This is a genomic window from Lysobacter sp. P5_C4, assembly GCF_054049695.1.
Genome location: NZ_JBFULX010000001.1, coordinates 375,050 through 395,972, shown reverse-complemented (window position 1 = coordinate 395,972; position 20,923 = coordinate 375,050). Strand labels below are relative to the sequence as shown.

The following is a 20,923-nucleotide window of genomic DNA, read 5'->3' as shown; positions in this document are numbered from 1 at the left end:
GGAGCGGCCGATCTTAGACGACCGATATGATGTGCGCCTCTCCCAGAGGGAACACCCATGGACGTCCTGTATTACTCCCCCGGTGCCGCGAGCCTGGTCGTGCATTGGCTGTTGATCGAACTCGACGCGCCGCATGCGCTCCACCTGATCGACACGTCCACGGGTGCGCAACGCTCCCCCGAATACCTCATGCTCAATCCCAACGGCGTCGTGCCCACCCTCGTGCTCGATGGCTTGCCGCGTTTCGAAGCCGCCGCGCTGCTGGTGACGCTCGCCGATCGCGATCCGCAGCACCGCTTCGCACCCGCGCACGACGACCCGCAGCGCGCCGAGTACAACCAGTGGATGTTCCACCTCGCCAACGCAGTGCAGCCGCTGTTCCGCCAGTGGTGGTATCCGCACGAGCCGGCCGGCGAGGCGAACGCGGACAACGTGCGCGCGAACATCGCGCCGCGCATCGCCGCCGCGTGGGATCGGCTGGATGCGCGCATCGCCGAACACGGGCCCTACCTGCTCGGCGATCGCCTGACTGCCGCGGACTTCTATCTCACGATGCTGCTGCGCTGGTCGCGCAACATGCCGCGCCCGGCGACCGATTGGCCGCACCTGCGCGCCTTCGCCGATCGCATGCGAGCGCGACCGTCCTTCGCCACGTTGTACGAACGCGAAGGCTTGTCCGAATGGCGCCTTGCGCCCGCGACGGCGGCGGTCTGACGCGATGGGTTCCCCGCAGACGCTGATCCTGATCGCCCTCACCGTGGTGGTGTCGTGGCTCGCGTTTTCGCGCCCGCGATTGCTCGACCGCCTGACGTTGTGGCCGCCGGCCATCGACCGCAGGCACGAGTACGACCGGCTGGTGACGCACGGCTTCGTGCACGCCGACTGGATGCACCTGTTCTTCAACATGTTCACGCTGTACTTCTTCGGCCCGCTGGCCGAGCGGTTCTACGCGAACGCGATCGGGCCGCTGGCCTACCCGGTGTTTTACCTGGCGGCGATCGTGGTCGCGATCCTGCCGACCTACCTGCGCCATCGGAACGACGGCAGCTATCGCAGCCTGGGTGCGTCGGGTGCGGTTTCGGCCGTGTTGTTCACCTACATCCTGTTCAATCCGTGGGGAATGATCGGGATCATGTTCATCCCGTGCCCGGCGATCGTGTTCGGCGTGGTCTATCTCGCGTACTCGGCCTGGGCCGATGCGCGCGGTGGACATGGCAACGTGAATCACAGCGCCCACTTCTGGGGTGCGGCCTTCGGCATCGTGGTTGCGCTGGTGGTCGAACCGCGGCTGATCGAGGTGTTCACGCAGCGGCTGCTCGCGCCGCTGCAGTGAGCGATCACCCCGATTGAATCTCCGCCGTGGTATCCGGGCGCTCTGGTCCTGACGAGGAAGCACCATGGCGACCCGGAAACCTGCGAAGCGAGCGGCGGCGAAGAAAGGCGCGAAGAAGGCCGCCCGGAAGGCGGGCGCGAAGAAGGCCGTGAAGAAGACGGCGAAGCAGGCCGCCGCGAAGAAAGCCGGGTCCCGCACGGTTGCGACGAAGGGTGCTGCTTCGAAAAAGACCGCGGTGAAGAAGGCTGCGGTCAAGAAGACCGCGGGCAAGAAGACTGCGGTGAAAAAGGCCGCGGCGAAGAAGACCGCGGCGAAAAAGACGGCGGGCAAGATGCCTGCGTTGAAACAGGGCGCGGTGAAGAAGACCGCAGTGAAGAAGGGCGCGGCGAAGAAGCCGGTCGCGACGCAGGCCGCGCCGACGAAGGCCGTTTCGAAGAAGACGACTTCCCATCGCCCCGCAGTCGCGAAGACTCCGATGAAGCAGGGCACCGCCCGGAAGTCGACGCGCAAGTCCACGGCCACCTTCGCCTCGGCCATCACGCCCGAACAGGCGCTGGAAAACACGCGCCGCCTGCTCGCCGAAAAACAGCAGCACGACCGCGAAACGCCGCCGTGGCAGGCGATCGGCGGAGACGGTGGCCAGCCGGCCACGCACGAGGGCTTCCAGTCGGACCAGGCGCGCGACCGCGCGGTCGGCCGCGAGCAGGAAGAAACGCGCTCGCAGGGCACCGCGGGCAGCAGCGGCACCAGCGACCGGCACGGGCAAGGCAAGCGCGATGCGGGCGAGTGATGGGAGCGTCGGCCCATGACTGAAACGCCGCGCGAGATCGCCGCCCGCATCCGCCACGAAGCGGATCGCGGGCCGCATTCCGAAGGCCGCTTCGCCGTCGATGTCGACGGTGTGGAAGCCCAACTCGCCTACAGCCGCGACGATGCGGGTCGGATCACCATCCTCCACACCGGCGTGCCGCAGGCGATCGGCGGGCGCGGGATCGCCGGGGAACTCGTGCGCACCGCCCTGGAGTGGGCGAAGGCCCAAGGCCTCAAGGTGCACCTGGCCTGCAGCTATTCGAAGGACTGGGTCGGCAAACACCCCGAGTATCAGGCGCTTACCGTTTAAACTGGCGGGATGCGCCTCAACAAGTTCATCAGCGACACCGGCGCCTGCTCGCGCCGCGAAGCCGACCGCCTCATCGCCGAGGGCCGCGTCCAGGTCAACGGCATCCGCGCCCGCGTGGGCGCCGAAGTGGGCGAGGAGGATGCGGTCCTCGTCGACGGCCAACCGCTGCGCGCCCGCGCCGCGGCGGCGCCCGGCAAGCGACGGCACGTCTACATCGCGCTCAACAAGCCGATCGGCATCACCTGCACGACCGAAACGGGCGTCAACGACAACATCATCGATTTCATCGGGCACCAGGAACGCATCTTCCCGATCGGGCGCCTGGACAAGGAGTCCGAAGGCCTGATCCTGCTGACCTCCAACGGCGACATCGTCAACGAGATCCTGCGCGCCGAAAACAAGCTGGAGAAGGAATACCTCGTCGCGATCAACCACCCGGTCACCGACGAGTTCCTGCGCGGCATGGCCCGCGGGGTGCCGCTGCACGGGGAGACGACGCTGCCGTGCAAGACCGGCAAGCTCGGCCGTTTCGGTTTCCGCATCGTGCTGGTGCAGGGGCTCAACCGGCAAATCCGCCTGATGGCGGCGCATTTCGGGCACCGCGTGAAGCAACTGATGCGCGTGCGGATCGGGTCGGTGAAGTTGGGCCACCTGAAGGTCGGCCAGTGGCGCAATCTCACGGAAGCCGAGCTCCGGGCGCTCCTGCCCAATCGCACCGAGTGGTGAGGCCCAGCCTCGCGGTGGGACGTTCGTCGGGAAAATGAACTTCGTGCTCCCGCATTCACACTTTGCCGTGAAAGTAGGGTAAGGTGCGCCCACTGTTTCAAGCGGGATCACGGTACATCGTGGCCCGATGCGGTAGATCTGAAGGCGTCAGCCCGCGGTCCGCTACATCGTTCGCTCATTACCCCTTGCTGGACAGTCTCGGTGCGCAAAGTGCGCACCGTGCACCAACCATCTGTTTTTCAAGGAGTAGTTTATGTCCGATCGTCAGACCGGTACCGTCAAGTGGTTCAACGACGCCAAGGGCTTCGGCTTCATCACGCCGGAATCCGGCCCGGACCTCTTCGTGCACTTCCGTTCCATCCAGGGCACCGGCTTCAAGTCGTTGCAGGAAGGCCAGCGCGTGTCGTTCAAGGTCGTGCAGGGCCAGAAGGGCCTGCAGGCCGACGAAGTCCAGGCCGTCTAACGTCCACGACATCGCGGTATGCCCGGTGCGGAAACGCACCGGACGCACCTTCGAAAACCCGGCTTCGGCCGGGTTTTCTTTTGGGTGGAACAAAAATGCGCGCCCGCATGTCGGATGCGCACGCAGCGAGTGTATTCAGGCCTCACGCCGCTGGCGATAATTTGCACCGCGACCCTCGAGCCAATGGATTGCCTCAATGAAGCGCCGCCTGCTGTTCGTCCTCCTGATTGCCGTGGTCGCGCTCCCGGCATGCCGCCGCGAGGCGCCGACGCCTGCGCCCGGCGCGAAGCCCGCCGGCGGCGCAACCGCCACGATGCCCGCCAGCGCTTCCACCGCGGTGGCTCCGCTCAAGGATGTGGTGGAAACCACGCCGCGTTACGTCATCGGCATCACGTATCCGAAGGAAGCCGCGCCGTACCCGGGCCTGGTGTCCGCCTTGATGGCGTATGCCGCCAATTCGCGCAAGGACCTGCTCGGCGCCGTCGATGCGCTCGGCAACGACACGCCCACCGCGCCCTACGAGTTGAGCCTGTCCTACACCACGCTCGTGGATTCGCCGGACCTCGTCGCGATCGCCGCCGACGGCAGCCTGTACACCGGCGGCGCGCATGGCTCGCCGCTCATCGCGCGCTTCGTTTGGTTGCCCAAACGCAACACGATGCTGCGTGCCGACACGCTCGTGCCCGATGCGAAAGGCTGGCAGGCGATTTCCGATTTCGTGCGTGAACAATTGCACACCGCGCTGTCGCAGCGCATCGACGCCGACGCCGTGCCCGCCGAGGAACGCGCCGACATGCTGAAGAATGCCGGCGAAATGATCGACGACGGCACGCAACCCAAGGCCGACGCGTTCTCCGAATTCGAACCGCGCATGGGCGCCGATGGCCGGATCGCCGCGCTGCGCTTCGTCTTCGCGCCCTACCAGGTGGGGCCGTACGCCGATGGCACGCAGACCGTCGACGTGCCCGCCGAAGTGCTGCTGCCGCACGTGGCGCCGGCATACCGCGCCTTGTTCCGCGGCGGCTGAGTCCACGCGCAACGCAGGCCGACGCCATGTCGCCGCATCCGTTCCGCCAACGGGTCGAAAGCCTGTTCCACGACGCGGGCCTGTGCTTCGACGATACGCGCGCCGGCGGCAGCGCACTGTCGGATCCGCGCGTGCATGACCAGCGTTTCTTCCGCCGCGTGCTCGCGCAAGGTTCGCTCGGGCTCGGCGAGTCGTACATGGACGGCTGGTGGGATGTCGACGATCTCGACGGGATGCTGTTCCGCCTGCTTGCCCACGATGTCGACAAACGCGTGCGCGGCGTCGGCGAAGCCTGGGATGCACTCCGCGCGCGCTTGATGAACGCGCAGAGCGAAGCGCGCAGTTTCGAAGTCGGGCAACGGCACTACGACCTGGGCAACGACCTGTACCGCGCGATGCTCGGCAAGCGCATGGTCTACAGCTGCGCCTACTGGCGCACCGCGACCGACCTCGACGCCGCGCAGGAAGCAAAGCTCGACCTCGTGTGCCGCAAGCTCTTGCTGCGCCCGGGCCTGCGCGTGCTCGACATCGGTTGCGGCTGGGGCGAGGGGCTGAAGTTCGCGGCGGAGCGATACGGCATCCGCGGCGTCGGCGTGACGGTTTCGCGCGAGCAGGCCGATTACGCGCGCGACCTGTGCGCAGGCCTGCCGATCGAGATCCGCCTGCAGGATTACCGCGAACTCGACGAAGGCTTCGACCGGGTGTTTTCGCTCGGCATGTTCGAGCACGTCGGCGTGCGCAATTACGAAACGTATCTCGATATCGCGCGGCGTTGCCTGTCCCCCGATGCGCCGGACGGTGGATTGTTCCTGCTGCACACGATCGGCAGCACGACCTCGTCGGACCACACCGATCCGTGGATCGAGCGTTACATCTTCCCCAACTCGATGCTGCCTTCGGCCAGGCAGATCGCCACCGCCATGGAAGGGCGCTTCGTGTGCGAGGACTGGCACAGCTTCGGCGCCGATTACGACCGCACGCTGCAGGCATGGCGCGCGAACGTGGAGGCGGCATGGGATCGGCTGCCGGCGCGCTACGACGAACGATTCCGGCGCATGTGGCGGTTCTACCTGGCCGGGTCGATGGCGGGCTTCCGCTCGCGGCACCTGCATTTGTGGCAACTGGTGTTGTCGCCGAACGGCGTGCCCGGCGGGTATGTGGCCCCGCGGTAGGCGTCGCACGACGTGAGACGGGCCGGGCGGAGCCTTCGCCCCATGCCCGTTCAGCCCGCCCTTGCATCCCTGGCGGATAATCCGTCGGCCATGTCGGCGCCGTCCCCCGTCCTCGAGCTCTTCCATCCGGCCGTCGCGGCGTGGTTCGCGCGCGCGTTTCCGGGCCCCACGGAAGCGCAAGTGCAGGCCTGGCCTTCGATCGAAGGCGGGCGCCACACGCTCGTCGCCGCGCCCACCGGATCGGGCAAGACGCTGACCGCGTTCATGGCCGCCATCGACGCGCTCATTCGCCAGGGCCTGTCGCCCGAAGGGCTGCCCGAAGCGACGCAGGTCGTCTACGTCTCGCCGCTCAAGGCCTTGTCGAACGACATTCATCTCAACCTGGAAGCGCCGCTCGAAGGCATCCGCAACGAGCTTGCGCGCATGGGCCTGCCCGACGTCGCCCTCCGCACCGCGGTCCGTACCGGCGACACGGCGCAAAGCGAGCGCGCGCGCATGCGCAAGTCGCCGCCGCACATCTTGGTCACCACGCCCGAATCGCTGTTCGTGCTGCTCGGTTCGGATTCGGGCCGGGCAATGCTGGCCACCGCGCGCACCGTGATCGTCGACGAAATCCACGCGGTGGCCGCGAGCAAGCGCGGCAGCCATCTCTCGCTGTCGCTGGAGCGCCTCGATGCGCTGTGCGGCCGCCGCCTCACGCGCGTGGGCTTGTCGGCGACGCAGAAGCCGATCGAGGACGTCGCGCGCTTCCTCGTCGGCGCGAGCCATGTCGAGGGCGGCGTGGCCGATTGCGACATCGTCGACATCGGTTACGCGCGCGAACGCGACCTCGCGCTCGAAGTCCCGCCCACGCCGCTGCAGGCGGTGATGTCGAACGAACAGTGGGAGCAGGTGTACGCGCGCATCGCGCAGCTGGTCCAGCAACACAAGACGACGCTCGTCTTCGTCAACACGCGTCGCATGGCCGAACGCGCCGCGCGCCACCTGGGCGATCTGATCGGCAGGGAACACGTCGCCGCACACCACGGCTCGCTCGCGAAGGAGTTGCGCCTGGCCGCCGAGCAACGGCTGAAGACCGGCCAGTTGAAAGTGCTGGTCGCGACTGCGTCGCTGGAGCTCGGCATCGATATCGGCGATGTCGACCTCGTGGTGCAACTCGGTTCGCCGCGCGCGATCGCGGCCTTCCTGCAACGCGTGGGCCGCTCGGGCCATTTCGTGGGCGGGGTGCCGAAGGGGCGCCTGTTCCCGCAATCGCGCGACGACCTGGCCGAATGCGCGGCCTTGCTCGATTGCGTGCGCCGCGGCGAACTCGACGCGCTACGCATGCCGAAGGCCCCGCTGGATGTGCTCGCGCAGCAACTCGTCGCCGAAGTCTGCGCGCAGGAATGGGAAGAGGATGCGTTGTTCGCGCTCGTGCGCAACGCGTGGCCGTACGCCGAACTTCCGCGCAAATCCTTCGACGACATCGTGGAAATGTTGGTCGAAGGCTTCACCACGCGCCGCGGCCATCGTGCCAGCTACCTGCATCGCGACGCCGTCCACAAGCGGCTGCGTGGTCGCGCAGGCGGGCGCCAGATTGCGGTGATGTCGGGCGGCACGATCCCCGATACCGGCGATTACAGCGTCATGCTCGAACCGCAGTCGACCAACATCGGCACGGTCAACGAAGACTTCGCGATCGAGAGCCTCGCCGGCGACATCTTCCAGCTCGGCAACACCAGCTACCGCATCCTGCGCGTCGAGCCCGGCCGCCTGCGCGTCGAGGATGCGCAGGGCATGCCGCCGAGCATCCCGTTCTGGCTGGGCGAAGCGCCGGGCCGCACCGACGAGCTCTCGTCCGGCGTGTCGCGTTTGCGCAGCGTGTTGTCCGAACATGTCGAAGCCGGCGAAGACCCGCTGCCGTTCCTCACCCGGGACATCGGCCTCGACGAAGCCGCCGCGCGCCAGCTCGCCGACTACTTCACGCGGCAAATCACTGCGCTCGGCACGATGCCGACGCAGCAGCGCATCGTGCTGGAGCGCTTCTTCGACGAATCCGGGGGCACGCAGCTGATCCTGCATTCGCCCTTCGGCTCGCGCGTGAATCGCGCCTGGGGCCTGGCGCTGCGCAAGCGGTTCTGCCGCAAGTTCAATTTCGAGCTGCAGGCGGCGGCGACCGAAGATGCGATCGTCCTGTCGCTCTCCACCAGCCACAGTTTCCCGCTGATCGAGGTCGCCTCCTACCTGCATCCGAATTCGGCGATCGACATCCTCGTGCAGGCGCTGCTCGATGCGCCGCTGTTCGGCGTGCGCTGGCGCTGGAATGCGACGACGGGGCTCGCGCTACCGCGCTTCGTCGGCGGCAAGAAGGTCGCGCCGCAATTGCAGCGCATGAAGTCGGAGGATCTGCTGGCGACCGTGTTCCCCGACCAGGTCGCCTGCGCGGAGAACCTGGTCGGTGAGCGCGAGGTGCCCGAGCATCCCCTCGTCGCGCAGACGCTCGAGGACTGCCTGCATGATGCAATGGATGCCGAAGGCTGGCTCGCGGTGTTGCGCGGCATGGTGTCGGGCGAAATCGAAGTCGTCGCGCGCGATCTCACCGCGCCGTCGCCGTTCGCGGCCGAAGCCCTAAACGCGCGCCCCTACGCGTTCCTGGACGACGCGCCACTGGAAGAACGCCGTACGCAGGCCGTCATGGCGCGCCGCTATGCGGAAGACGACACGGCGGGGGACCTTGGTCGCCTGGATCCGGATGCGATCGACGAGGTGCGCGCGCAGGCTTGGCCCGACGCGCGCAACGCCGACGAGATGCACGAAGCCCTCATGGGCATCGGGACCGTCACCGAGGCCGATGCGCGCGCGAATGCCTGGCTGCCCTTGCTGCAATCACTGGCGAAGGACATGCGCGCGACACGCGTGGCGGTGGGCGAGGGCCAATGGTGGGCAGCCGAACGCCTGCCGCAGTTGCAGGCGCTGCATCCCGGGGCGCGCTTTGCACCGAAGATTGCCACGCCCGAGGTCTACCTCCGCGAATGGCCGCGCGACGAAGCCGTGCTCGCCCTGGTGCGGGCGCGCCTCACCGGCGTCGGGCCGATCACTGCGGACGCGCTCGCGACGGCATTGTCCTTGCCGCGCAGCGATGTGGACCTCGCCCTTGCCGCGCTGGAAACCGAAGGCTTCGCGATGCGCGGCATTTTCAGTTCGGGGGAACGCGCCACGCGTGAGGACGAGTGGTGCGAACGCCACCTGCTCGCGCGCATCCATCGTTACACCATCGGCCGCTTGCGGCGCGAAATCGAACCGGTCGAGCCGCGCGATTTCATGCGCTTCCTGTTCGGCTGGCAGCGCGTGGCGCCGTCGGCGCGCGTCAGCGGGCCCGAAGCGCTGGCGGGCGTGGTGGCGCAACTGGAAGGCTTCGAAGCCCCCGCGGCCGCGTGGGAATCGGACCTGCTGCCCGCGCGCGTCAACGACTATTCCATCGCGTGGCTCGACGATCTGTGCACCGCCGGCCGCACGACCTGGGCGCGCCTGCGCAATGCGCCCTCGGACGCGCAGGGCGGCCGCACCGCGCCCGTGCGCGCCACGCCCATCGTGTTGTTGCCGCGCAAGCAACTCACGACGTGGACGCAGGTCGCCGCGCAACGCAACGACGAAGAGCCAGCGCTGTCCTCACGCGCGGAAAAGGTCGCCGATCATCTCCGCGAGAATGGCGCGTCGTTCTTCGACGAACTCACGACCGGCGCGCACCTGCTGCGCACGGAACTCGAGGATGCGCTCGCCGAACTCGTCGCACGCGGGCGCGTGCATTGCGACAGTTTCGCCGGCCTGCGCGCGCTGCTCGTACCGCAATCCAAACGCCCGCACGCATTCGGTGCGCGCCGCGGGCGGCGTGCGGCCTTGTTCGGCATCGAAGATGCGGGCCGCTGGACGCTGACACGCAAGCCATCCCAAGCGCAAGCCGTCGCGCCGGAATCCGTCGAGCACATCGCACGCACGTTGCTGCGGCGTTATGGCGTCGTGTGCTGGCGCCTGCTCGAACGCGAAGCGGCGTGGTTGCCGCCGTGGCGCGAGTTGTTGCGCGTCTACCACCGGCTCGAAGCCCGCGGCGAAATCCGCGGCGGGCGCTTCATCGCCGGGCTGTCGGGCGAACAGTTCGCGCTGCCCGATGCGATCGGCGCGCTGCGCGCGGTACGCAAGCGCCCGCATGACGGCGCATTGGTCAGCCTGTCCGCGCTCGACCCGCTGAATCTCGTCGGCACCGTCCTGGCCGGCGACAAGGTGCCGCGCCAACTCGGTGCGCGCGTGCTGTATCGCGACGGCATCGCGGTCGCGACGTGGATCGCCGGCAAATTGGCCTTCCACGTGGAGACCACGCTCGACGAGCAACGCGCCTGGCGCCGTGCGCTGTTGCGCGAACCAGAGCCGGTTTTCCACGGCGAAGAAGCGCGCGCTGGTGGATTGATCACGCGGCCGCGGTGACGCGGACGGGCATCTCCTTGTAAAGCGGTGTGCGGCTGCCGGCGGCGTAGACGCTCGAGGCGATCAGCCCACTGGCCTCGGGGAAATACGCTGCGCAGCAACCCGGCGGGATGTCCCATTCGCGCGCAGTGAATCCGGCGACACGCCGTTCGTGCCCATCCTCGACCAGACATTCGATATCGACGCGATCGCCATCGCGCAGCCCGCGCCTGTGCAGGTCCTCGACGTTGAGGAACACCACGCGCCGATCGCCGTCGACGCCGCGATAACGATCGTCGCCGCTGTACACGGTGGTGTTGAATTGATCGTGCGCACGCATCGTCATCAGCGTCAGCGCAGCCTGCCCGTGCGTACGGCGCGCCTGTTGCACCGGCGTGTCGTCGTGCAAGGCGTGCGCCATGAAGCGCGCCTTGCCGTTGGCGGTATTCCATTGCCGATGCGAGGCCGCATTCGGGAGCATGAAGCGCCCGTCCTGCAGCAGGCGATCGTTGAAGCGCTCGAAGCCGTCCGTCACGCCGCGCTGGCAGCGCTCGATGCGATCCCGGATCGCCGCATAGTCGTCGGCGAATTCGAGCCAGGGGACATTCGGCGCGCAACCGACCGCATGTGCGAGTTCGGCAACGATGGCTGGTTCACTGCGTTGCAGTTCGCTGATCGGCGCCTGCACGCCGCGCGAAGCGCGCACGGTGCTCGACGAATCCTCGGTGGAAATGCACTGCTCGCCGCCGGGGCGCAGGTCGCGGTCGGTGCGGCCGAGCGTCGGCAGCAACAACCCGATTTCCCCGGGATGGCAGTGCGTGCGATTGAGCTTGGTCGCGATGTGCAGGGTGAAGCGACAAGCCTCGAGCGCGGCCAGCACGCGCGGCGCATCCGGGGCGGCGACACCGAAGTTGCCGCCGAGCGAAAGCACGGCGCGCACGTTGCCGTCGAACAGCCCGTCGATCACGCCGGCCGCATCGCGCCCTGCATCGCGGCACAGGCGCACGCCGGGAAAGGTGTGCTCGATGTTGTCGAGCCATGCGTCGGTGACTTGCGAGGTCGCCCCCATCGTGCGGTCGCCCTGCACGTTGGAATGACCGCGCACGGGCATCGCGCCCGCACCGGGGCGGCCGATGTTGCCGCGCAACAGCAACAGGTTGACGACTTGCTGGATCGTCGCCACCGCATCGGGATGATGGGTCAGGCCCATGCACCAGGTGATCATCGTCGAACTGGCGCGCGCGTAATGCATTGCGATCTCGCGCATCTGCGCTTCCTGCAATCCGGCGCGTGCAACGAGCGTTGCCCAGTCGCAGGCATCCAGGTCGGCGATCAATGCATCGAAGCCTTCGGTGTGTTGCGCGATGAACGTGGTGTCGAACACCGTGCCCGGCGCTGCGCGTTCCATCTCCAGCAACGCCTTCATCACGCCCTTGAGTGCCGCGAAGTCGCCCCCGATGGTGACCTGGTAAATCGCATCGGCCACTGCGATGCCCTTGTCGCGCGCGAGTTCGCCGAGGTTCTTCGGATCGGAGAAATGCGTGAATCCGCGCTCGCGCAAGGGATTGACGACGAGGATCGTGGCGCCGCGCTTCTTCGCCTCGTACAAGGCCGTCATCATGCGCGGATGGTTGCTGGCCGGGTTCTGGCCGATGACGATGAACAACTGCGCGTGTTCGAAATCTTCCAGCGTGCAGGTACCCTTGCCTGTGCCGATGCTCTGCTTCAGTGCATGACTCGACGCTTCGTGGCAGAAGTTCGACGAATCGGGGAGGTTGGGGCTGCCGTAACCGCGCGCGGCGAGTTGCCAGAGGAATGCGGCCTCGTTGCTGCTGCGGCCGGACGCGTAAAACGCCACCGCTTGCGGCGGCAAGGCCCGCAACTCGCGCGCAGCGATGGCATACGCCTGGTCCCAGTCGATCGCGCGAAACGTGCCGACACTTGCCTCGTACAACACCGGCGTGGTCAGCCGCCCCTGGAATTCCAGGTCGAAATCGCCGAGCGCCCGCAGTTGGGCGGGTGTCTTGCCGTCGAAGAATTCCGCGCCGACCGCCTTGCGCGTCATCTCCCACGCGATCGCCTTCTGCCCCTGCTCGCAACTGTCGACGAGCGGATGGCCGACCTTGTCGGGGAAGGCGCAACCCGGGCAGTCGAAGCCACCCACCTTGTTGGCCGTGAGGAAGGAGCCGACGAGTTTCAGCGGAATGCCCTGGCGCGACCAGGCGCGCACGGTGGCGCGCAGGGCGCCGCGGCCGCCGGCGGGAGAGGGTGTGCGGTGCGAGGTCATGGCACGGGTTTAACCCGCCACAGGCCCAGCCGCAAGCCTCCATAAGCAGCGGTACGGGTCAGCTTTCACCCGGTTGTTACACAGCAGTGCGCACATTGCGCGGCATCCCCCGCGTAACCCAGGTCCAGCCCCAATGGTCATCCACCTCCATGCCGCCCCGCGCGACATCGACGAAGTCACCTCCGCGCGCGCCCGGGCCCTGGGCGAATTGGCGACAGGTTTCTATCCCGACATGACGTGGCAGAAGGTCGAACCGCAGATGGCGAGCGACTGGGCCCGCGTGCGCGGCGATTCGCAACTGGGCTGGACGGAAGTGCGCGAGGAAGCGCATTCGGCCTGGCAAGTCGCGAAGCTGAGCAAGGATGTGTGCTGCTGCGACGACAAGCCGGTGCGAGTGCAGTCGGCGGCCTGATCGTCACCTCCAGCGAATGCAAAAGGAAAGGGCCGCGCTGCGGCCCTTTCGCTTTTTCGACGATGGCTTCGAAAGATCAACCGCCCGCGGCGGTCTTCTCCTGCGACTTGGCTTCGCCCTCGGGCTTCTTCGAATCATCGGCCGACCCATCCAGGCCACGACGCTTCAGCAGCGGACCGATTTCCGGCGCACGACCGGCGAAATCCTTGAACAGCTGCAGCGCATCCTTGCTGCCGCCACGCGAGAGCAGCGTGTCGCGGAAGTGGTCGCCATTGGCGCGCGACAGGCCGCCGTGCTGCTTGAACCATTCCACCGTGTCGGCATCGAGCACTTCCGACCAGATGTAGGCGTAGTAGCCCGCCGAGTAGCCGCCCATGATGTGGCTGAAGTACGGCGTCTTGTAACGCGGCGGCACCGCGGCGAAGTCCACGCCGTCCTTCTTGAGCGCGGCGGCTTCGAAGGCCATGACATCCGATGCGGGCGGCACCTGGTCGGGCGTGATCTGGTGCCACTTCTGGTCGAGCAGCGCTGCGCCCAGGTATTCGGTCGTGGTGAAGCCCTGGTTGAACTTGCCCGCGGCCAGCACCTTGTCGAGCAGTTCCTTCGGCATCGGCTTGCCGGTCTGGTAGTGCTTGGCGTAGTTCGGCAACACCGTCGGCCAGTCGGCCCACATCTCGTTGACCTGCGAGGGATATTCGACGAAGTCGCGCGGCACGCTCGTGCCGGTGAAGTAGGGGTACTGCACGTCCGAGAACATGCCGTGCAGCGCATGGCCGAACTCATGGAACATCGTGGTCACTTCATCCCACGTCAGCAGCGTCGGCTGGCCCGCCGGCGGCTTGGTGATGTTGAGGTGGTTGGCCACGACCGGCAGGAAACCGGTGAGCGCGGACTGGTCGACGTAGGAGTTCATCCATGCGCCGCCCTGCTTGGAATCGCGCGCGTACATGTCGGAGATGAAGATGGCGAGTTGCTTGCCGTCCTTGTCGAACACGTCGAACACGCGCACGTCCGGCTCGTACACCGGCAGGTCCTTGCGTTCCTTGAACGTCAGGCCGTATTCCTGGTTCGCGGCGTAGAAAACGCCGTTCTGCTGCACGTTGTCGAGTTCGAGATACGGCTTGAGTTCGTTTTCGTCGAACGCGAACTTTTCCTTGCGCACCTTCTCCGAATAGAAGGACCAATCCCACGGCTCGAGCTTGAAGGTCGGCTGGCCCTTGGCCTTCTGTTCCTTGTCGATCATCGCCTGCAGGTCGGCCGCTTCGCGCTTGGCATTGTTCACCGCCGGCGGGGCGAGCTTGGAGAGCATGTCGTTGACGGCCTGCGGGGTCTTCGCGGTTTCGTCTTCGAGCACGAACGCCGCCCAGTTCGGATAGCCGAGCAACTGCGCCTTCTGCGCGCGCAGCTTGACGACCTTCGAAATGATGGCGGTGGTGTCGAACTCGCCGCCGTCGCCGCGCGCCATCGAGGCGCGATACAGCTTCTCGCGCAGTGCGCGATTGGTCAGCTGCGCAGCGGGGGGCTGGCCGGTGGTGTTGAGGATGGTCAGGACGTACTTGCCGTCGAGCTTGCGCGCCTTGGCCACGTCGGCCGCCGCGTCGATCTGCGCATCGGAAAGGCCGTCGAGTTCGGCGCGCGTGTCGACGACGACCGCCGCGGCGTTGCGGCCGGCGATCAGCTTCTGGTCGAACTGCGTGCCCAGCGTGGCGAGCTGGCCGTTGATGTCCTTGAGCTTGCCCTTGTCGGCCTCGCTCAGCTTGGCGCCGGCGCGGACGAAGTCCGTGTAGTAGCGCTCGACCAGGCGCGTCTGCTGCGCGTCCAGGCCCAGCGCCGCGCGGCGGTCGTACAAGGACTGGATGCGCGCGAACAACTTGGGGTTCAGGCGAATGGTGTCGCGGTGCGCGGCGAAGATGGGCGAATACTTCTCGTCGATCTTTTCGCGCGCGTCGTTCTTGTCGGCGCCGAGCAGGTTGTAGAAGACGGTGGCGGCGCGCGTGAGCGTGCGGCCGTTCTTCTCCATTGCCAGGATGGTGTTGTCGAAGGTCGGCTCCGAGGTGTCGTTGGCGATGCGCTCGATCTGCGCGAGCTCTTCCTTCATGCCCTGGTCGAAGGCCGGGCCGAAGTCGGTGTCCTTGATCTTCGCGAAGTCGGGGTAGTGCAGGGGGAGCGTGCTGTCGGCGAAGAACGGATTGGAGGCGGAGTTCTGCACGGCGGATCCTTGGGTCTGCGCGGCCGCGGCGGGCGCATACGTCAAAGCAGGCGTGCCTGCGGCGAGGGCGAGCGCCAGGGCGCAGGCGAGCGGGTGCTTCATGGATGGGTACTCGTCGGACGGAATCGCCGAATTTACCCGAGCCGGGGGCAGGCTACGCATGACGAAAGCCATGGCGGGTGAATGCGGCCGTTTCCGGTGCCGCCTGGAGGCCGGTTCACGTGCGCACAACGGCGCATGGCAACAATCGGAGTCCCCCCTCAGTCGGAGGCCCCCATGGCCAACGTGACCTCGGTGATGACCGCCAACCCCGCGTCCGCCTCGCCCGAGACGCCCCTGCGCGACGTGGCCCGCCTGATGATCGAGAACGACTGCGGGCAGATCCCCGTCGTCGACACGCAGGGCGCCCTGGTGGGCGTGGTCACCGACCGCGACATCGCCGTGCGCATCGTGGCCGAAGGCCGCGACACCATGGGCGCCACCGCTTCCGATGCGATGAGCGTCCCCGTGCAGAGCGTGCGCGAGGACAGCAGCCTCAAGGACGCGACCGCGCTGATGGAAGCGGCGAAGATCCGCCGCGTGCCCGTGGTCGATGCGAAGGGCAAGCTCACGGGCATCGTGTCGGTGGCCGACATCGCGCTGGCCGGCAAGGACGTGCAGACCGCCAAGGTCGTCAAGGAAGTCTCCGAGCCCGACCGCAAGTCGTGAGCTAGACTCCGGGCGACCCCAACGTCGCCCGGATCGCAAATGACCACTGCCTTCGACTTCACCGCGCAGGACATCGACGGCCAGCAACGTTCGCTCGCCGACTGGCGCGGCAAGGTGCTGCTCATCGTCAACGTCGCGTCCAAGTGCGGGTTCACCCCGCAGTACACCGGCCTGGAAAAGCTCTGGAAGGACTACGGCGACCGCGGGCTCGTCGTCCTCGGGTTCCCGTGCGACCAGTTCGGCCATCAGGATCCCGGCGACGAGAGCGAGATCCGGAATTTCTGCTCGCTCACCTACGACGTCGACTTCCCGCTGTTCTCGAAGATCGACGTCAACGGCGCCCAGGCCCATCCGCTCTACAAGTGGTTGAAGGAAGAGAAGGGCGGGTTCCTGGGCATCGATGCGATCAAGTGGAACTTCACCAAGTTCCTCATCGGCCGCGACGGCAAGGTGCGCAAGCGCTACGCCCCCACCGACACGCCCGAGTCGCTCGCGAAGGACATCGAAGCCGCCCTGGCCTGACGGCGCTTGATGCCGAACAGCGGGCGCAGCACCGGCACGCGCCGGATCACCGCGAACAACAGCGCGCAACCGGCGACGGTGCCGGCCAACACGAGCGCCGGTTCGACGATCGGCCCCAGGTGCATCGGCACGAGCACGAAGGCGAAGCCCACGATCAGGCTCTGGTGCAGCACGTACCACGGGTAGACGGCCTCGTTCGCCCACGGCAACCATGCGAAGGGACGATTCAGATACCGGTGCCCGTAACCGAGGATCGCGCAGAGCATCCACCAGATGTACAGGCTGCGCAGGACCCAGATGGCGGCCTGCAGCGTGTCGGAGACTGCATCGGGCAGCACGAATACACACGCGGCATAGAAGGCGAACAAGGCGACGGCGCTGATCAGCGCGCGACGGCGCAGGCGCGCGAGCTCCGACCAGACCGCCTCGTTGACGCCGAGCCACCAACCGTACAGAAACATCGTGAAGTACACGCTGTTCCGGTACCAGTCGTGCACGAGGTCGCCGGTGTCTTCGAAATGCGGCTGCAGCAACAGCGTGAACACCGCGATCGGCAGCGCGGGCACGATCAGCAGCCAGATGCCGCGCAACTTCGTGAACGGATTGGGCAGGCGGCGCAGCAACGGCAGCAGCAGCGCGAAGACCATCGTGTAGGTCCACAGGTACGCCAGGTACCACAGGTGGTTCCAGGTAAAGCCGTGTTCCCAGCCGGCGAAGGCGCCTTCGGGCCACGTCGTGTGGCCGTAGTAGCGCACGAGGAAGGAGAGGAAGCCTGGCTCGACGAGCCCGTTCGACACCCCTTCGACATAAGGTTGGATCGGCACGACGACCCACATGCCGAAGGTCAGCGGGAGCAGCAGGCGCCAACTCCGCAGTGCGACGAAGCGTCCGATGCGGGTGTCGCGGAGCAGGAAGTGCACCGACAACCCCGAGATCAGGAAGATCAGGTCCATGCGCCAGCGGTTCACCGCGAGCATCGGGAGCTGGATCGCTTCGGTGGTGTAGGTCGACTTGATGTGCCAGCCCCAGTCGCCGCCGACGTAAAGCATGGCCCAGTGATAGAGGATCAACATGCCGAAGGCGATGGCGCGCAGGGCGTCGATGTCGTGGCGGCGCGTGCTTTGCATGGCGGTGGTCCGTTGATCGGGAGCCCCACGCTCGGCCCGCCCGTGCGCGAATGACAGCGCCAAGTGATTGATTCGCCTCTCCCGGGGACGAACCGCGGGAGGCAGGGACGAACCGGTACCGCGCACCCGCGCCCCTCCGCCACAATGCGCGGCATGTCGACCAATGCCTCCCTGGTGACCCCGACCGCGTGGGATCGCTTCCGCCCTTGGCGCCGCACGTTCGAGGCCGGCTTCTGGGTCGCGATGTATTGCCTCAACGCGACCGCCAACAGCGCGGTCACCTGGCTCGACATCCAGCGTGCGCACCTGGGCTTCCACGCATGGGAACCGGCCGTGTGGGAATGGTCGAGCGCGATCGTCTGCCTGGCGCTGGTGCCCGCCGTCGCCTGGTTCACGCGCTTCAACCCGGTGCGCTTCGACACCTGGCGGCGCGCGCTGCCCCTGCACATCCTCGGCAGCGTGGCCTGGTCGATCGCCCATGTCGTGGCCATGGTCGCCATCCGCAAGGCCGTGTACGCCGCGCAGGGCGAGACCTACGACTTCGGCCCGGTCCTGCGCGAATGGGGCTACGAATACCTGAAGGACATCCGCAGCTATGCCTCGCTGGTCGTGACGATCGAAGCGTGGCGCTGGTTCCTGCGCCGCTGGCAGGGCGAGGCGAGCGTGCTCTCGCAACCCGACGACGCGCCTGCGACGGTGCTCGCGGAGCGCCCCGAACGTTTCCTGGTGCGCAAGCTCGGCAAGGAATTCCTGATCGCCGCCAACGATGTCGAAGCACTGCAGGCCTCGGGCAACTACGTGAACCTGCGCGTGCGCGGCCATGAATACCCGTTGCGCAGCACGATGTCGACCATCGAGCAGCAGCTCGATCCCAGCCGCTTCGTACGCGTGCACCGCAGCCACATGGTGAACCTGGATTGCATCGCGCAGATCGAACCGCTCGATACGGGCGATGCACGCGTCGTGTTGCGCGACGGCACGATCGTGCCGTGCAGCCGACGGTATCGCGACGCGTTGCGCCCGGCGAACGCCTAGGCTTCGGACACCTGCATGCGGTCGCGGCCCGCGGCCTTGGCTTCGTACAGCGCGAGGTCCGCGCGCCGCATGTGCTGGCCCATGCTCTCGGCCGGGATGCGGTGCGCGACGCCCGCGCTGACGGTCACGCTGGTGTCGTGCGCCGCGTCCTGGAATTCACGGCGCACGCGCTGCACGAAGCCTTCAACCGATTCGGGTGCCTGGTCGATCAGCAGCACGACGAACTCCTCGCCGCCCAGCCGCGCGCACAGGCAACGCTCGCCGGCGCGCTCGCGCAGGATCTGGCCGAGTTGCTGGATTACGCGGTCGCCGGTGGCGTGCCCGAAGGTATCGTTGACGCGCTTGAAGTGGTCGATGTCGAGGAACACCACGCTCGCGCGTCGCCCGCGCTTGATCGCGTCATCGTAGGCATCGCCGGCTTCGCGGTTCCACCCCGCGCGATTGCGCAGGCCTGTGAGCTCGTCGGTGGTCGCCTGTTCGCGCAACTTCTGGCGGATGCGGTACGCGCCGACCGCAAAATCGGTGCGGTAGCCGCCGAGCATGATCCCGAAGCCGATCGAAACCGCGACAGTCAGCCAATACAGCGCCGCGCCGGCCGGCGGATTGCCGTGCAGGCCCACGCGCATTGCGGCGAGCGCGAGCATGGCCGCGGAAATCGCGAGGATCGACACGCGGCGCGCCATCAGCGCGAGCAACGCGATCGGCATCAACTGGAACAGGCCCGTGCGCCCGGCAATGATGGTCCCGATGCCCGGCATCGGCACCGACAGGAAGATCCCGACCAACAACACGCTCAAGACCGTCAGCAGCAAGCGCGGGCGCCAATCGTTGAGATGCCAGATCGCCAGCGCGCAGGCCCCGGCCGTCAGCGCGACCAGTTCCACCGCCCACCAGGGCCAGCCGATGTCGGGCGTGATGCCGGCGAATTCGAACATCCCCGTCAGCGCCAGGATCATCGCGCCGCTGGCGACCACGCCGCTGACGATCGGGCGCGTGGATTGCACCTGTGCTTCGACCACCTTGGTGCGCTCGGCGTCGGTGAGCGCGCGCAAGGAGCGGCGCGTGAAGAAGCTGGCGATCGAAATCGGTGGCGCCGGCAGAACGCCGGGGAGGGGGTGGGGAGCAGCTTTCCGCGTCGTGGCCATCGGCAAAAACGGTAACGCACCGGCGATTGTTTGCGGTCAAGAACAAGTGAATGCGGCCTTGCCGATCTTCCGCGGGCACAGGCGGCGTTTCGCCTTGTCGCACCCGGGCGCGAACGCGCGTGATGGAGGCCCCCGCACGTAACGGAGCAACCATGGAACGGCGCATCTTCGGCTGGTGCTTGGGCCTGTTGTTGTTCGGCGCCGCGCAGCCGGCGTCGGCGCGATTCGTGTCCATCGATCCGCTGCCCACCACGGGCGCCCGCCATGCCTACGCCGACGGTGATCCGTTCTCGCGCATCGATCCGGATGGGCGCCAATCCGTCGCGTGGATGGCCGCGCACGGGCAGGCGCCGCCGCCCGGGCGCGCGGAAGAAATGGCCCGCGTGCATCGCGAAGGCCAGTTCGGCGGTCTCCGCTTGCTCGGGCGCCTGTTCGTTACACAGTTCCAGGACGGCCCCGGCGGCTTCGCCAGCAGCCCGGCCAACCTCATCCGTGGCATCCGCGCCGAGGCCCGCATCCTCGCAGCGCTCGGCGAGACGAAGAACACGCGGCCGGTGGCGAACCAACACGGGCGAACGATCCCCGATTTCGAGAACGCCACGCAGGTGGGCGAGATCAAGGATGCCAAGCGCGTGACGATGTCGCCGCAACTGCGCGCGCAACGCGAGCATGCGCAAGCCACGGGCCGCGCGCATGTCGTCGTCACGGGCACGCGCACGCACGTGACCTCGACCGTCGAGGCCGCAACCACCGTCATCCGGCGCGATGACCTGGGGCCGCAACCATGACGCCCGAATGCGACCTGCTGCGCGACGAACTCCTGGCCTTCGCGCGCACGATGCTCGACCGCTTCGGCGAATTCCAGGCGTTCGGCGGCTACGTCGTCGCGCCGGGTCGGCTGGTCCACGTGGGGTTCGGGCCCGCAGTGCCGATGCGGCCCCTGTGCCAGCGCGCGTTGGCGCGGGAGGTGGCGGAGATCGATGCCGCCGCGGTGGCGCACGCGCTCGTGTTCGACATCCACCTGCACGTACCGCGCGACGGGATGGACACTGCGATCCGATTGCATCTTTCGCACGTCGGCGGAGGATGCATGGACCTGTTCATTCCGTATCGCGCGCGGAAGGCGACGCCGACGCTCTACGGCACGTCCTTCGTGCTCGAAGGCACCTCGATCGGCTTTCCGCGGCGGTGAGGCGGATG

At 67.2% G+C, this 20,923-nt stretch carries 20 protein-coding genes; 16 read left to right on the top strand and 4 right to left on the bottom strand.

The genetic code is table 11. The annotated features are described in order from the left end of the window. Positions 1-57 precede the first annotated feature (57 nt). From ACXJJ8_RS01775 to ACXJJ8_RS01735, 9 genes are all read left to right on the top strand, one after another. A complete protein-coding gene (locus ACXJJ8_RS01775) occupies positions 58-714 on the top strand; it encodes a glutathione S-transferase family protein (protein ID WP_499026527.1) in 657 nt (218 codons plus the stop codon). A 4-nt stretch (positions 715-718) separates the two neighbouring features. Continuing rightward, positions 719-1,333, top strand: a complete 615-nt coding sequence (locus ACXJJ8_RS01770) for a rhomboid family intramembrane serine protease (protein ID WP_499026525.1) — start codon at positions 719-721, stop codon at positions 1,331-1,333. 64 nt (positions 1,334-1,397) lie between these two features. Further along, positions 1,398-2,123 (top strand): hypothetical protein, encoded by a 726-nt coding sequence (locus ACXJJ8_RS01765; protein WP_499026523.1) that lies wholly within the window; start codon positions 1,398-1,400, stop codon positions 2,121-2,123. Positions 2,124-2,138: 15 nt separating this feature from the next. Further along, entirely contained in the window at positions 2,139-2,453 is a 315-nt protein-coding gene (locus tag ACXJJ8_RS01760) for a GNAT family N-acetyltransferase (RefSeq protein ID WP_499026522.1), read from the top strand. 9 nt (positions 2,454-2,462) lie between these two features. Then, positions 2,463-3,179 (top strand): pseudouridine synthase, encoded by a 717-nt coding sequence (locus ACXJJ8_RS01755; RefSeq protein WP_499026520.1) that lies wholly within the window; start codon positions 2,463-2,465, stop codon positions 3,177-3,179. 253 nt (positions 3,180-3,432) lie between these two features. Beyond that, positions 3,433-3,642 carry a cold-shock protein gene (locus tag ACXJJ8_RS01750; RefSeq protein WP_036164817.1) on the top strand — a complete coding sequence of 70 codons (210 nt, stop codon included), beginning with the start codon at positions 3,433-3,435 and terminating at the stop codon, positions 3,640-3,642. Between the two features lie 196 nt (positions 3,643-3,838). Further along, complete coding sequence (locus ACXJJ8_RS01745) at positions 3,839-4,669, top strand: DUF3298 and DUF4163 domain-containing protein (protein ID WP_499026519.1); 831 nt, start codon at positions 3,839-3,841, stop codon at positions 4,667-4,669. Between the two features lie 26 nt (positions 4,670-4,695). Beyond that, positions 4,696-5,841 carry a cyclopropane fatty acyl phospholipid synthase gene (gene cfa, locus ACXJJ8_RS01740; protein WP_499026518.1) on the top strand — a complete coding sequence of 382 codons (1,146 nt, stop codon included), beginning with the start codon at positions 4,696-4,698 and terminating at the stop codon, positions 5,839-5,841. A gap of 90 nt (positions 5,842-5,931) precedes the next feature. Beyond that, the gene (locus ACXJJ8_RS01735) at positions 5,932-10,299 is read left to right on the top strand and encodes an Lhr family helicase (RefSeq protein ID WP_499026516.1); all 4,368 of its coding nucleotides are present in this window, start codon (positions 5,932-5,934) and stop codon (positions 10,297-10,299) included. Here ACXJJ8_RS01735 and ACXJJ8_RS01730 read toward each other — a convergent pair. Next, entirely contained in the window at positions 10,283-12,565 is a 2,283-nt protein-coding gene (locus ACXJJ8_RS01730; protein ID WP_499026514.1) for an FdhF/YdeP family oxidoreductase, read from the bottom strand. The genes ACXJJ8_RS01735 and ACXJJ8_RS01730 overlap by 17 nt on opposite strands. A gap of 133 nt (positions 12,566-12,698) precedes the next feature. Here ACXJJ8_RS01730 and ACXJJ8_RS01725 point away from each other — a divergent pair, with 133 nt between their 5' ends. Further along, positions 12,699-12,977, top strand: a complete 279-nt coding sequence (locus ACXJJ8_RS01725) for a hypothetical protein (protein WP_499026513.1) — start codon at positions 12,699-12,701, stop codon at positions 12,975-12,977. A gap of 76 nt (positions 12,978-13,053) precedes the next feature. On the opposite strand, the gene ACXJJ8_RS01720 is transcribed toward ACXJJ8_RS01725, so the two are convergent. Further along, a complete protein-coding gene (locus tag ACXJJ8_RS01720) occupies positions 13,054-15,288 on the bottom strand; it encodes a M3 family metallopeptidase (protein WP_499026512.1) in 2,235 nt (744 codons plus the stop codon). Between the two features lie 174 nt (positions 15,289-15,462). Here ACXJJ8_RS01720 and ACXJJ8_RS01715 point away from each other — a divergent pair, with 174 nt between their 5' ends. Continuing rightward, the gene (locus tag ACXJJ8_RS01715; protein WP_499026510.1) at positions 15,463-15,894 is read left to right on the top strand and encodes a CBS domain-containing protein; all 432 of its coding nucleotides are present in this window, start codon (positions 15,463-15,465) and stop codon (positions 15,892-15,894) included. Between the two features lie 39 nt (positions 15,895-15,933). After that, a complete protein-coding gene (locus ACXJJ8_RS01710; protein ID WP_499026509.1) occupies positions 15,934-16,416 on the top strand; it encodes a glutathione peroxidase in 483 nt (160 codons plus the stop codon). Here the strand turns inward: ACXJJ8_RS01710 and ACXJJ8_RS01705 are convergent. Then, complete coding sequence (locus tag ACXJJ8_RS01705; protein ID WP_499026508.1) at positions 16,356-17,543, bottom strand: acyltransferase family protein; 1,188 nt, start codon at positions 17,541-17,543, stop codon at positions 16,356-16,358. The two genes, ACXJJ8_RS01710 and ACXJJ8_RS01705, sit on opposite strands and share 61 nt — an antisense overlap. 153 nt (positions 17,544-17,696) lie before the next feature. Here ACXJJ8_RS01705 and ACXJJ8_RS01700 point away from each other — a divergent pair, with 153 nt between their 5' ends. Continuing rightward, complete coding sequence (locus ACXJJ8_RS01700) at positions 17,697-18,578, top strand: LytTR family DNA-binding domain-containing protein (RefSeq protein WP_499026506.1); 882 nt, start codon at positions 17,697-17,699, stop codon at positions 18,576-18,578. Here ACXJJ8_RS01700 and ACXJJ8_RS01695 read toward each other — a convergent pair. After that, positions 18,575-19,630: a GGDEF domain-containing protein gene (locus tag ACXJJ8_RS01695; protein ID WP_499026505.1), complete on the bottom strand. Its 1,056-nt coding sequence runs from the start codon at positions 19,628-19,630 to the stop codon at positions 18,575-18,577. The two genes, ACXJJ8_RS01700 and ACXJJ8_RS01695, sit on opposite strands and share 4 nt — an antisense overlap. 10 nt (positions 19,631-19,640) lie before the next feature. On the opposite strand from ACXJJ8_RS01695, the gene ACXJJ8_RS01690 reads away from it, so the two are divergent. From ACXJJ8_RS01690 to ACXJJ8_RS01680, 3 genes are read left to right on the top strand one after another with little or no spacing between them, the layout of a single operon-like run. Continuing rightward, on the top strand, positions 19,641-19,865 hold the full coding sequence (locus tag ACXJJ8_RS01690; protein WP_499026504.1) for a hypothetical protein: 225 nt from the start codon (positions 19,641-19,643) through the stop codon (positions 19,863-19,865). Between the two features lie 10 nt (positions 19,866-19,875). Next, the gene (locus tag ACXJJ8_RS01685) at positions 19,876-20,511 is read left to right on the top strand and encodes a putative toxin (protein WP_499026503.1); all 636 of its coding nucleotides are present in this window, start codon (positions 19,876-19,878) and stop codon (positions 20,509-20,511) included. After that, positions 20,508-20,915 (top strand): hypothetical protein, encoded by a 408-nt coding sequence (locus ACXJJ8_RS01680; protein ID WP_499026502.1) that lies wholly within the window; start codon positions 20,508-20,510, stop codon positions 20,913-20,915. The genes ACXJJ8_RS01685 and ACXJJ8_RS01680 overlap by 4 nt, the downstream gene beginning before the upstream one ends. Positions 20,916-20,923: the final 8 nt, after the last annotated feature.